7 protein-coding genes are annotated in these 13,165 nt (G+C 64.8%); 2 read left to right on the plus strand and 5 right to left on the minus strand.

Features of this window, described 5'->3' with window-relative positions; all coding sequences use genetic code 11:
• Nucleotides 1–5 precede the first annotated feature (5 nt).
• The 5 genes from ACIPRS_RS13720 to ACIPRS_RS13740 all read right to left on the minus strand — a co-directional run bounded on the left by ACIPRS_RS13720 (nt 6) and on the right by ACIPRS_RS13740 (nt 10,289).
• On the minus strand, nt 6–1,550 hold the full coding sequence (locus tag ACIPRS_RS13720) for a serine hydrolase (protein ID WP_446538923.1): 1,545 nt from the start codon (nt 1,548–1,550) through the stop codon (nt 6–8).
• 113 nt (nt 1,551–1,663) lie between these two features.
• On the minus strand, nt 1,664–4,549 hold the full coding sequence (locus tag ACIPRS_RS13725; protein ID WP_337732485.1) for a TonB-dependent receptor domain-containing protein: 2,886 nt from the start codon (nt 4,547–4,549) through the stop codon (nt 1,664–1,666).
• A gap of 371 nt (nt 4,550–4,920) precedes the next feature.
• On the minus strand, nt 4,921–5,697 hold the full coding sequence (locus ACIPRS_RS13730) for an N-acetylmuramoyl-L-alanine amidase (protein ID WP_446538924.1): 777 nt from the start codon (nt 5,695–5,697) through the stop codon (nt 4,921–4,923).
• Between the two features lie 136 nt (nt 5,698–5,833).
• Nucleotides 5,834–8,821, minus strand: coding sequence for a TonB-dependent receptor (locus ACIPRS_RS13735; protein ID WP_446538925.1), 2,988 nt, complete (start codon nt 8,819–8,821; stop codon nt 5,834–5,836).
• 46 nt (nt 8,822–8,867) lie between these two features.
• Nucleotides 8,868–10,289: a transglutaminase-like domain-containing protein gene (locus ACIPRS_RS13740; protein WP_446539106.1), complete on the minus strand. Its 1,422-nt coding sequence runs from the start codon at nt 10,287–10,289 to the stop codon at nt 8,868–8,870.
• 262 nt (nt 10,290–10,551) lie between these two features.
• On the opposite strand from ACIPRS_RS13740, the gene ACIPRS_RS13745 reads away from it, so the two are divergent.
• On the plus strand, nt 10,552–12,018 hold the full coding sequence (locus tag ACIPRS_RS13745; protein WP_446538926.1) for a C40 family peptidase: 1,467 nt from the start codon (nt 10,552–10,554) through the stop codon (nt 12,016–12,018).
• On the plus strand, nt 12,015–13,112 hold the full coding sequence (locus ACIPRS_RS13750) for a dipeptide epimerase (protein ID WP_337732489.1): 1,098 nt from the start codon (nt 12,015–12,017) through the stop codon (nt 13,110–13,112). Before ACIPRS_RS13745 ends, ACIPRS_RS13750 begins: the two co-directional genes overlap by 4 nt.
• Nucleotides 13,113–13,165 lie beyond the last annotated feature (53 nt).

A 13,165-nucleotide genomic window follows, 5' to 3' on the forward strand; every position in this document is an offset into this window, starting at 1 on the left:
GCACGTCAGCGGCAGGCCTGCGTGCGGTGGAAATCGAGATCGGCATAGTCGTAGCTGAAGTCTGCTTCGGGGTCGACGTGCGACAGTTTAAGCCCGGCATCGCTGCCGGCCTGGGCTGGGGCGAAGTGAAGCCAAGGCTCGGCATCCACGCTGTCATCATCCCAATCCACCAGCCAGCGCTCGTCCACCCGCATCACGGTACCCGTGAGCATGGGTGAGCGCGCCGCGGAAAAGCGCACGCGATCGCCTGTCGCACACAGGGTCACTTCACCGAACCAGGGATCGCGGTAATGTCCCATCCACGGCGCCATCGCGCGCACCGTCGCGCGCGTGCGATGCCCCGTGTCGGGCTTGGGCCTGGTGGCCCGCTCACCGGTGCGCTCCTTGTCCAGCAGCGCCGCATAGTGCGCGACGGTGGGCGATGTCCCCGGCGCGGTGAAGTGCTTGGTAAGCACCTGTCCCAGCACCGTCCGCGCGGCCTCGCCTTCGCCATTGATCAGGATGACGATGCCGGTGCGCTGGTCCGGCAACAGGATCACCGAGGAGTACATGCCTGCCAGGGTTCCGGTATGCGCGACCTTCCAGACTCCATCGACGTCGGACAGGCGCCAACCGTAGCCGTAAGCGGAGAAATGGCTGTTGTCCCAGGCACGCATGCGCGCGCTCACCGGCATCGGCATGTGCGCGGTCCACACGGCCTTGCGCTGCGCGGGCGACAACCACGCCGGGGTACGCTCCGGCGACAGCCACATGTCCATCCACACCAGCATGTCGTCGAGGCTGCAGCGGATGCCGCCGGCCGCCATCGAGGTGAGATCCGGCACTACCTCGGCGTCTTCTCGGATGACGCGATTGCCCTGCGCGGTACGCATGTGCGGTTGCGCCACGTTGCCGACCTGCGCACGGTTCCACTCGCCCACCTGGCACCGGTGCATGCCGAGCGGCTGGAACAGTTCGCGCTTCACCAATTCTTCGTAAGAGGCGCCGCCTGCCGCCGCTGCGACCTCGCCGGCGACGACGTAGAGCAGGTTGTCGTAGGCGTAGTTGGCGCGGAAGCTGTGCGTCGGCTTCAGGTGCGCCAGCCCTGCGATGATGTCCGCGCGGGTGAACCGGTTGGGCTCCGGCCACAGCATCAGGTCGCCCGCACCCAGGCCCAGGCCGCTGTTGTGGATCAACAGGTCGCGCACCTGCATCTGCTGCGTGACCCACGGATCGTGCATGCGGAACTGCGGCAGGTACTTGGTGACCGGGTCGTCCCATTTCAACTTGCCCGCGTCGACCAGGCGCGCCAGCACGCCTGCGGTCATCGCCTTGCTGTTGGAGGCGATCTTGAACAGTGTGTCATTGTCGATCTTCCCGCCGCCGCCAGCGCGTACCTCACCCAGCGTGCGCGTGTAGACGATCTTGCCGTCTTCGATGACACCGACCGCAAGACCGGGCAGCTGGTAGTGCTCGAAGGTCTGCTCCACTGCCGCATCGAAGGTTTCGTTGCCGGGCGCGGCATGCGCGAGCGGCGCGACCAGGGCAAGACAGACGAGGAGATGTTTCATGGCGTGGCTCAGGGCTCCGCGGAATCGCAGGCGAGGCATCCCGCATGCAGGCGGGCCGCCACCGGAAAGCCGGCGACGGCCCGAACCTTCAGACGGTCCGATGGCGGATCAGGTCAGTCGAACTTGTACTCGACCATCAATGCGAACGAACGACCGCGCGGATCGGCGACACGCGGCTCCCACGCGGCACCGGAAGCGAAGTCGTTCTGGTGCGCAGTGAACGGAGGATCTTCGTTGAGCAGGTTGCGCACGACGAAGGTGAACTTGGCATTGTCCAGACCCGTCCAGCCCACGCTGTAGTTGTACGTGATGTAGTCGTCCACGTCCGGGTTCCAGTCTTCCGGAATGTAGCTGCCGTTCCTCACGCTGACCGGCAATTCATCCTTGTAACCGTCGCGGTAGATCTGGGTCAGCGTGTGCGACCAATCGCCCTTTGCCCAACTGACGCCCAGCGTATGCTTCCACTTCAACGGCAGGCTGTAGTAGCGGACGTACTTGCCCACCAGGTTGTCGCCATAGGGCGAGTTCTCCAGCGCCTTCTCCTGGAAACTGTCGATGTAGCTGCCATTGAGGTTGACGCGCCACGTGCCGCCGGCCAGTTCACCGGTCAGGTTGGCGTCCACCTCCACGCCGCTGATCAGCGTGCCGCCCGAGTTGATGAAGCGGCGATCGATCGCCACCACCTCGCCGCTGGCGTCGCGGATCCAGTTGTCGACGAAGAGATCGTAGTTGGCGATCAGGGTCGCCTGGTTGGGCGTGCGGATGGTGTTGGTGCGCTCGATCTCCCACCAGTCCAGGCTGATGTTGAAGCGATCATTGGGCGCGAACACCACGCCGAAGCTCTTCTGGTCGGACGTTTCCGGCTGCAGGTCGGCCTTGCCGCCCGTGAAGATGGCGGGCTGGATGGCTTCGCAGCCCGGCACTGCGGGATTCGCCGCGCCGCCGGGACAGGTTGCCGGGTCGGCCAGGTCGAAGCCGGTGTACGGGCTTTCGGTGACACCGCTGAACAGCTTGGTGAACTCGGGCACCTTGAAGCCTTCGCTGATGGCGCCACGGAATGCCAGCGAATCGATCGGCTGCCACTTGAACGAGAACTTCGGATTGACCGTGCTGCCGAAGCCGTCGTAATCGTCGCGGCGCACGGCCACGCTCACTTCCAGGCTATCCAGTACCGGCAGGAAGGCTTCCGCATAGACCGCCTTCACATCGCGCTGCACCTTGGGCAGGTTGTTGGTCGCATCGAACGGCGCACCGAAGATGTAGCTGTTGTCCAGAACAATGCCGTCCGAAGTCGAGCCGAACTCGAACTCCTCGCGACGCAAGTCCACGCCGACCGCTGCCATCACCTCACCACCCCAGAGGTTGAAACCCAGTCCACCGGAGAACGCCGCATCCAGCGTCGTGACCGTGGACTCGCCGCCGTACAGGCGGACGCCCGCCGCCGACGCGGCCTGCAACGCTGCAACGCCCGCCGGATCGTGCTGCTGGCCGGGCATCAGGAAGGGATTGAGCAGGCCACTGCCCAGCACCGCCTTGAACGCCGGGGTGAAGTAATAGCCGGTGCCCAGCACCGACTCGGCCTCGCTGGAGGCGCGCGACAGGCCGATATCGTAGTCCCAGCTGCCCAGGGTGCCGTCGAAGCCCACCAGGAAACGGTATGCCTTGGTGGTGGTCTCGATCTGGCGCGGTCCGCAGATCTCGCAACGCCACCGGTAAGGGATCGGACGGCCGTAGACGAGGTTGGCGGGACCGAAATAGCCGACCAGCGCGTTGTAGATCATGTTGTAGGTCGCCGTGGTATTCGCGTTCAGCGGATACCACGTGCTCGGCCCGAGCGCCGAGGCCGCGGTCGAGGTGCTGGAGGTGATCTGCTGCGCTTCGAACTGGCGGTTGGACTCCGAGCGCGAGGCCATCGCTTCGGCGTAGAAGCGGTGGTTGTCACTGATCTTGAACGTGGCACGGCCCAGGGCCTGGAGGCTCTCCTGTGGCTGTTGCATCACCTGCGCGGCCGGGTAGTCCCACGCACAGGCGTACCTGGAGTTCGCCACGCCCCACAGCTGGTAGGCATAGGGCCCCATCATGTCGCCACCGGCTTCGCAGCCCGCTGCGCCCGGCAGGTTGAGGATGTTGATCAGGGCCTGTCCGCCGCCGCCGGCCGGATCGGCCAGGGTGCCCGTGATCATGCCGCCGGCAAGGTTGGACACGGTGGCGAACGGCGTGCCGCGCGTGTCGGGCGACAGGCCGCGGTTGAGCTGGAAGGTGTTGGAGAAATCGCGATCACTGCCCAGCAGGATCTCGTTCTCGCGATAGTTCATCGTGCCCCAGACGTTCCAGCCATCGTTGTCGATGTCGCCCATGCCTCCCAGGACGCTGTAGGTGAAGATGTTGCCGCCACCTTCCTGGGTCATGTCGAACCCGGCATTGACCGTGATGCCCTGATAGTCGCTGCGGGTGATGAAGTTGATGACGCCGCCGATCGCATCGGTGCCGTAGACGGCGGACGCGCCGTCGCGCAGCACCTCGACCCGGTCGATCGCCGCGAACGGAATCGAATTCAGGTCCACCGCCTGGCCACGCAGGCCGTGGGTGGCGACGCGGCGGCCATTGAGCAGCACCAGCGTGGCATCCGCGCCCTGGCCGCGCAGGTTGGCACCGGACACGCCATTGTTGCCGCGCAGATCCGCCGGAGCGATACCCGCGTTGGAAGCAAGACTGTCGGAACCGTTGCTGGCGATGTTGAGGAACTGCAGCAGTTGCTCCGCGGAGGTGATGCCCTGCGCCTCGATCTCCGCCTTCTGGATGATGGTGACGGGCAGTGCGGCTTCCACGTCGGTGCGCTTGATGCGCGAACCGGTGACGGTGACGGTATCCAGCGTGCGCGCACCGCCTTCCTGGGCAGGCGCTGCATCCTGCGCGAGGCCGACTGCGGGGATGGCGAGTCCCAGCACGATGGCGGCGGCGAGATGGCTCGGCTTGAGCGGATGGGATCGAACGGGCATGCGGAATCTCCTGGATGAAAGAACGCTGCAATACGCGGCCACTACACTGTCGCTGCGATGCGCCGACGCGTCGTTCCAGGGGAGCTCGATGGTCCTCGCATGGCTTCCGCGACGGACGCGTTGCCTGCCATCTCCCCGGAACGCACGAATCCCCACTGGCGCCTTCCGGCGCACCCGTCCCGGATGCGCACCGCAGTACGTAGTACGTTGTTCTGATTGCTATGACGTGCGCCGGCACCCCGCCGGCACCCATGGATGGACGATGCCGCCATCCATCACAAAAACCCTTGTACATCCGTGTAGCACGCCCCCCCGGAGTGAGTCAATAATTTATTCTTGTTGCACGAAAAAACTGACTTGAATATTCCTGATCAAGGCGACGGAGTGCCCGCGCCCTGTGCTGGCGCCACGCGGGTCAGCGCATGCAGGATGCGGAGGTCCTCCGCATCCAGTTCGGTTCCTTCCATGCCACGGAAGCGGTGATGGAACGCGCGCACGGCGGAGCCACGATCCTCGACGGAGTAGCCGACCGCCTGCAGGGCGAGCCAAGGATCGAATCCCGCGGGGGGGTCGCCTGCTCCTTCGGCGGGCCAGATGCCGAACCCGGCATCGTGCAGGCGCTTCCACGGGAACAGCGGGCCCGGATCGATCTTGCGCGACGGTGCGAGATCGGAATGGCCGATCACCTGGGCAGGGGGAATACGCAGGCGTTCGGACAGGTCGCGCAGCAGTACGATCAGGCTCTCGATCTGGGCATCGGGATACGCCGTCTTGCCATCATTGTCGATCTCGATGCCGATCGAGGCATTGTTGACGTCGGTGATGCCGCCCCAGCGGCCGGCGCCCGCATGCCACGCACGCTGTGAATCCTTCACCAACTGGTAGACCTTGCCGTCCTTGCCGACCAGATAGTGGGCACTGACGCGACCGCCGCTGTTGCGGGTGCGCAGCGTGTCCAGCGACTGCTCGACCGAGTCCTGTTCGGTGTAGTGCAGCACGATGACGACCGGGCGCCGCTCATCGAAGTTCTTCGAGGGTACCCAGCTGGCGAGCGGGTTGCGCGGACCGGAATGGGCGCAGCCGCCGAGGAACAAGGCCAGCGCAGCAATCAGCGCAGCGCGGCAAGCGAACGGGACGGACGTGGTCATGATGAAACCCTCGTTGGGCAGCCGTGCCAAGGAATAGCACGGACGATGCCGACTGGCGCAGACGGCGAAAAAGAAAGGCCTGCCGCGAACGGCAGGCCACCGGAGAAACACCGCTTCGATCGCATGCGCTGCGCGATCAGAAGTTCCAGGTCACGACGAGTTGGGCATAGCGCGGAGACTGCCACACGGTCCCCTGACCGAAGTGCGGCATCGCGGTTCCGGGCGTGCTTTCGTAGCGGGAATGCACGTTGATGACCGTCTGTCGATTGAGCAGGTTGTACACGGAGAGCCTCGCCTTGAGGTCGATACCCTCAACCGGCAATGTCCAGGTCACGTTGGCGCCCAGATCGTAGACCCAGGGCATGCGGCCGAATGCACCGCGTTCTGAGTACACCAGCTCACGTGTCGCCCAGTTGGAGCAGTTGGCCACGCAGAGCCACCCCGACCCACCACCACTGAATTCGCCTGGACCGCCGGCGGCGCGATTGTCGTTCGGCCAGACCACGCCGTAAGCCGTGATGGGACCACCCGAACGGGCGGAGAACGTGCTGCCGAATGACCACTGCTCGCTGAGCTTGTAGCTGCCCCGCAACTTGATCTGATGCCGGGAATCGTTGAACAGCACGCCATAGCGTTCGTTGACGGCCGGATGATCGTAGTACTGCACCAGATTGGTATCGGCATAGCCGGTGTCCGAGTTCACCGGGCCTTCCATGTTGCCTTCGGACTTGGACCAGAGATAGCTGGCGTTGAATGCCCACTTGTCGTCCCACGCGCGGTCCAACTGGAACTCGACGGCCTTGTAGGTGCGCTTGGGCTTCTTGTAGCCCATGATCTCGCCGCTGCCGGACGCGATGTAACCGTCCCGGGAGGAATCGAACGTCACCCAGTCGCTGGTGGTGGGGCACCATAAGGTGGTGGTTTCGCCGGGATTGATGATCGGCCAGTCGCCCGAGTACCAGGGGCAGCCTTCGACATGGTTGATGCGCGCGTCTTCCACCGCTCGGGTCATCCGGCGATATGTGGCATTGACACCGTACGACCAGGCTTGGTTGATCGCCTGCTGGAACCCGAGGATGAACTCGTCCTGGAACACCATCTTCAGGTCTTTCGCGACGGCGGTCCGGAAGTCTTCGGGCGCGGGCACGTTGTTGGATGTGTTCACCGGACCGATCTGCTGGCCGAGGATGGGCAACAGATAGGTTCCGGCAACCGGATGCTCCATCTGGGTCCAGCCATCGAGCACATAGTAGGTGTGCTCGTCGGTGCTGCCGGCGAAGTAGTCCGCGAGCTTGTTGGTCAGGGGCAGGTAGTATCGGCCCGCATTGCCGAAGAACTTGGTCGAACCATCGCCCTTCATGTCCCAGCTGAAGCCGACGCGCGGGGCAATCATGTCGGAGAAGTCCGCCTTCGCGAACGTCACCCCCGATGCGTACTTGTTGTGGAACTTGTCAGCGCGCAAGCCGAGGTTCAACAACAGGTTGGGCGTTACGCTCCAGTTGTCTTCGATATAGAACGCCTGCGCCTCCGTCGTGACGGGGGTGCCGGTGATGTAACGGCGCGCATCGACGATCGCGGTGGTGCCCGCGGGAATAACCGTGCCGTTGAGCGCGCCGCCGGCGTTGGCGGACTGCACCTGATAGCTGACGCCATCATTCGGGTAGCGCACCGCGCTGTTGGAATCCATCACTTCCTGGTCCACGCCGAAGCGCAGCAAGTGATCGCCGAGCGTCCATTCGAAATCGAGACGCGCTGCCTCGCGCTTGTCCTCGCGGTCACTGATGCCGGTGTCCGTGGGGTGGCAACCTTCAAACACCGTTTCCGGGCCGAACCGGGTGGTGTAGCTTCCCGATCGCGTCACGATGCTGCAGTCCGGATCCTGATTGCTGCTGTTGGACGCGCTGCGTTCGTTCACGCCGTACATCGCCTTGGCCGTGAAGCTGTCGCTTAAATGGCCGGTGTAGGTGAGCGACCAGTTGTCGCCGCCGGAACCCGAAACGCTGTCGCCCTTCAGCCTATCCTTCGTGCCTGTGTTCCACGTGTACTGGTAAATGTCGGTCGTCGATTCGCTTTTGTCGGAGAAGGCCAGCAACTCGAGCGAATGGTTATCGTTGATGCGCCAGTCTAGCTTGGCACCCCAGAAGTCGTTGTCGCCCTGAGTGATGAAGGCCGCATTGTTGTCATAGTCCTGCGGCTGGCTGTCCCGCTTCTCGTACATGGCGAAGAAGAACAGCTTGTCCTGCACGATGGCGCCGGATGCCCAGACATTCGCCTTGTAGAACGAACTGGAATCCCGACTCGTACGATTGCGCTCATCGAGGGTGCCGTCGCGATGGAAATGATCTTCCTTCGATGCTTCCCAGGCAGACGGTTCCAGGGTCACCTCCGCGCCAGCGCGGAACTCGTTGCTGCCCGAACGGGTCACGGCATTGATGACGCCACCCGTGCTGCGGCCAAACTCCGCGGAGTAGCCACCCGTCTTGACCTGGAATTCCTCGTAGAAGCCGAACGGTACTGAAGAGAAGCCCTGGCGACGGTACGGATCGGTGACGTTGAGGCCGTTGATGTAGACGGCGTTTTCCGCGACGGACGAACCCCCGAACGAAAGACCTCCGAACGTGGCGCCCGAGTTGATCACGCCAGGCGCCAGCAACGCGACGGAACTGAGGCTCTGGTCGACGGGCAACCTCGACAGCTCCTGTCTGTTGATGTTCGTCGCCGATTCCGTCGATCGCACGTCCACGCGGTTGACCACACGCGAGCCGACCACCTGCACCGCGTTGAGATTGACCACGCCGCCATCGGCACCCAGGTTGACCGTGGTCGTGCCGCCGAGCGATACATTCACACCGACGGCGTCGCCGACGTTGGCGCCGTCGCGCTTGACCTGCAACTGGTAATCGCCAATCGGCAACTGGGTCAGGCGGTAACTGCCATTGCCTTCCACCGTGACGGTGCGGCTGGCACCCGTCGCGGTATTGGTGATCGTGATCTGGTCGCCCGCACTGGCCCGTCCCGCGACAGCGCCGGTCGCGCTCTGCGCCATCGCCAACGGCGCCATGGTCGCGATACATGCCCCCAGCGCGATGCCCAGCGCCGCCTTTTTCAATACCTTGCCTTTCATCCCCGCTCTCTCCTGCTAAAGATGTTGGTTGAACAGTCTGTCGTGGTCAGTCGTGCCGGTCCTGCGGCAACACGGTCCATTCGAACCGGTAATCCCATTGATCGAAGTAGAGGTTCCCGCCCTGCCACTCCGCTTCGCCGCGCTGGAGGTCCACCGTCTCCGAACGCACGTGCTGCTTGGCGGGAACGAACTCGCGCGAATAGTCGTCGTTGAACGCGATGCGATAGGCGTCCAGCCCACCCAAGTAGAACCAGCGCAGCGCGGGATCGTCCGACTGCAGCTGGCCGGTGGTCACGTCCATCGGCACCCAGCCGTAGGGCGCCAGGTACACCCAGCCCCAGTCGTGCATGTTGTCGTAGCCGACAGCATCGTCCGAGTACACCCAGCCGGACTGCCAGCGCGCGGGAATACCGTTCATGCGCAGCAGGGTGATCAGCAACAGGGTCTGCTGCCCGCAATCGGCGTGCCCGGCGCGGAGCGCGGAGTCGCTGATGTTGCTGATGGTCGAGTACTCGCGCGCACCTGCCCACGGAATGCGATCCACGGCGGCAAACAGCTTCTGCGCGATGCGATAGGGATGGGTCTCGTCGCCAACGACGCTGGCGCTGAAGCGGCGCAGGTCCTCGCTGAAGACCACATGCGGTGCGCGTTCGGTCACGAACGGCGCCAATGCCGGCGTGATGTCCGCAGGCACCACTTTGTCGGGATCAATGGGGAAATGGCGCGCATGGACGGTCATCTCGTAGGTCACCGAGAACGTCGTCGGCGCTTCGGCCAAGGCGGGCTGCTCAAGATAGGCCGTCCGCTGCAGCGCGGACTCCGGCGCGACCTGCGCACCCGCCGGCAGACTGCCCAGCAGGCGAATGCCTTCCTGCTGGCCGGGGATCGCTCTCGGGTAAGGGATCCACGCGCGCACCCTCTCTCCCGCCGGCACCGCACCCGGCTTCACCGTCAGCGACTGGGTTACGCGGATGCGGCGCGGCGCCACGCTGCTCGATCGCGAGGCCGCAGCCGCACGCACCACTTCATGGTGGTGGGGATGCAGGGATTCGAACGGGCCCTCGGTGAACGGCTTGACCGGTGGCGCCCGGCGCGCGGCCGCCTCCGGGCTGAGCCGGAACAGGTTCGAGACGGAGCGGCTGAAATAGCGCGGCTCGCCATCGATATCCAGCCGCTCGATAAGGCCGGCACGATCCCAGCGCTGGAATTCGTCCTCGCGCAGGTCCGGTACCTGCGCACGGATCCGGCGACGGACGGCGTCTGCGTCGAGCGTGAAGTCCAGGCGGATCCGGCGCATGCGTTCGCGCTGGAACAGCAGCGCCTGGCGCCCGGCGTCGTCGGTGGGGCCCGCCGCCAGCGCTCGGGTGATGGCAGCGTCGGCGTCGCGGAAGCGCCCCTGGTCCACGCCGGCGACGATCTCCACCAGCGGGTCTCCCGCCCATGCAGCCGGGGGAGCGAGGAGTACCATCGGCCACCCGCACAGGCACAGCCACGCCGACAGCCGGCGCCGGGGGCGCCTGCCGCGTGCTGCAACCGTGTGCTGGCGCTTGCTGGCATCCACGTCGTACATCCCCACGTCGACTGGTCACGGCTGTGTAACACGGCATTAATGCATGGGTCAATAATTTATTCTTGATTTTTATCTCGGAAGAAATAAATATTCTTGCAGAACCTACCCCCGGCATGGCGTCATGTATGTCCGGCGGACCAGGCCTGACCAAGGGGAGCGGATGAACGCATCGACGCCTTACCGGCCCACGGTGGGACGGGACACTCCGGGGCACGCCCCCCATCGCCGGTGGCTGCACTGCTTCGCCCTGACGGCGCTGCTGTGCGCCACGCCGCCCGCGCTGGCACGCGCGTCATTGCCGCTACCGCAGCATGCGGTGATCGGCGTGGAGGACCACCACCTGCAAGCCGGCTATTGGACGGGCAAGCTGGCGCACCCGCAGCGCGCACTGCTCGATCGTGCCGGCGTGGCCGCGCAGAACCAGCGCATGCAGCAGACCGACCGTCACGTCCATGCACTGGAAGCACTGCCGGCGGAATTGACCCGCGCCGAGGTGCGGGCATGGCTGCTGCCGCTCTCGGCACCGCCCACCCGTACCCTGTACGACGCACGGGGTCGCGAGGTGACGAAGACGCAGTTGGCCGCGATCGCCGCCAATGCGGCCGTGGATGCCGTCGCTGAGCGTGCCCCGGCACGTTACGGCCTGGTCGTGCACCGTGCCGACCTGCGCACGTTCCCGAGCCGCGAGCGTGTGTTCAGCAGCCAGGGCGACACGGATATCGACCGCTTTCAGGAAAGCGCCCTGTTTCCCGGTACCCCCGTCGTCATCGCGCATACCAGCGCTGACGGCGACTGGTACTTCGTGGTCAGCCCGCTCTACGCGGCATGGATCGAAAAGCAGTACGTCGCCGAGGGCGATAGAGGGGTGGTGTTCGGCTATGGACGCGGCACACCTTCACTGGTGGTGACGGGCGCGACAGCGCGCACCGTCCACAACCCGGAGGAGGCCGGCCTGTCCGAACTGCAACTGGACATGGGCGTGCGCGTCCCGCTGCTTGCGGATTGGCCGGCCGACACGCCGGTGAACGGGCAGCACCCCTACACCTCGCATGTCATCCAGCTGCCTGTGCGGCGCGCCGACGGCGCGCTGGCGCTGCTGCCCGCTCTGCTGCCGCGCACGGCGGACGTGGCACCGGACTACCTGCCGCTGACGCAGGCCAACCTGCTGCAACAGAGCTTCAAGTTCCTTGGCGAGCGTTACGGCTGGGGCCACAGCTACAACACCCGCGACTGCAGCGGCTTCGTCTCCGAGGTCTACCGCAGCATGGGCATCACCCTGCCGCGCAACACCAGCGCGCAGGCCGTCAGTCCCGCTCTCGAGCGGGTAGGCTTCGAGGCTTCCGACAGCCACGAGAAGCGCCTCGCCGTGCTGCGTACGCTGCAGGTAGGCGATCTTGTCTATATCCCCGGCCACGTGATGATGGTGATCGGCCACGACAATGGCACCACCTACACCATTCACGACACCACCGGCATCACCTATCGTGGCGCGGATGGGAAGACCGTGCGCACCCGGCTCAATTCGGTGGCCGTCACCCCGCTGGAGCCGCTGATGTTCAACAGCGAGCAGCCCACCGTGGACCGCATCACCGCCATCCAGAGAATCCGTGCCCAAGGGGCTCCATGAAGATCACCGACATCAAGTTCGGCATGCTGCGCGTGCCGTTGAAGACCCCGTTCAAGACCGCCCTGCGCACCGTCGACACGGTAGAGGACATCGTGGTGATCGTGCACACCGATACCGGGCACATCGGCTATGGCGAGGCACCGGCCACCGCCGTGATCACCGGCGATACGCATGGCTCCATCATCGAAGCCATCGGCAAGTTCATCCGGCCGCGCCTGATCGGGCAGGAAATCGCCCACCTCAACCGGATCACCGACCTCATCCAGACGTCACTGGAGCGCAACACCAGCGCGAAGGCCGCGGTGGAGATCGCGGTCTACGACCTCTGGGCCCAGTTGTACGACGCCCCGCTCTACAAGATGCTCGGTGGTGGCGACCCGGTCATCACCACCGACATCACCATCAGCGTGGACTACATCGACAAGATGGTGGCCGATTCCATCAGTGCGGTGGAGCGTGGCTTCGAGTCGTTGAAGATCAAGGTGGGCAAGGACATCGGCCTGGATATCGAACGGGTGAAGGCCATCTATTCCGCCGTCGAAGGCCGCGCACTGCTGCGGTTGGACGCCAACCAGGGCTGGACCGCCAAGCAGGCGGTCTTCGCCATGCAGCACCTGGAAGATGCAGGCGTAGTGCTCGAACTGCTGGAACAGCCGGTCAAGGCGCGCGATCTCGAGGGACTGAAGTACGTCACAGACCGCGTGCACACCCCGGTGATGGCCGACGAGAGCGTGTTCGGGCCCACCGAAGTCATCGACCTGATCAAGATGCGCGCCGCCGACATCATCAACATCAAGCTGATGAAAACCGGCGGCATTTCCAACGCCATCCGGATCGCCGACATCGCATCGCTGTATGGCGTGGAATGCATGATCGGCTGCATGATCGAGACCAGCATCAGCGTGGCGGCCGCCGTCCACGTGGCCGCCGCGAAGGCCAACGTGATCACCAAGGTGGACCTTGACGGTCCGTCGCTGGGCCAGTTCAACCCGGTCGAGGGCGGGGTGATCTTCAACGAATCCGAGATCACGATCACCGACGCGCCCGGCCTGGGCATCCGCGAGATCCGCGGCCTCGAGATGCTGCCGGGCTGAGCCCGGTGGCGAAGGCCCGTTGTCAGCACCGCCCACCGCCATCACACTCACGC

Source organism: Pseudoxanthomonas sp. LARHCG66, assembly GCF_052871755.1.

Coding starts and splice junctions, on each gene's coding strand:
- ACIPRS_RS13720 (WP_446538923.1), bottom strand. CDS start 1,550: ATGAAACATCTCCTCGTCTGTCTTGCCCTGGTCGCGCCGCTCGCGCAT.
- ACIPRS_RS13730 (WP_446538924.1), bottom strand. CDS start 5,697: ATGACCACGTCCGTCCCGTTCGCTTGCCGCGCTGCGCTGATTGCTGCG.
- ACIPRS_RS13750 (WP_337732489.1), top strand. CDS start 12,015: ATGAAGATCACCGACATCAAGTTCGGCATGCTGCGCGTGCCGTTGAAG.
- ACIPRS_RS13745 (WP_446538926.1), top strand. CDS start 10,552: ATGAACGCATCGACGCCTTACCGGCCCACGGTGGGACGGGACACTCCG.
- ACIPRS_RS13735 (WP_446538925.1), bottom strand. CDS start 8,821: ATGAAAGGCAAGGTATTGAAAAAGGCGGCGCTGGGCATCGCGCTGGGG.
- ACIPRS_RS13740 (WP_446539106.1), bottom strand. CDS start 10,289: ATGGTACTCCTCGCTCCCCCGGCTGCATGGGCGGGAGACCCGCTGGTG.
- ACIPRS_RS13725 (WP_337732485.1), bottom strand. CDS start 4,549: ATGCCCGTTCGATCCCATCCGCTCAAGCCGAGCCATCTCGCCGCCGCC.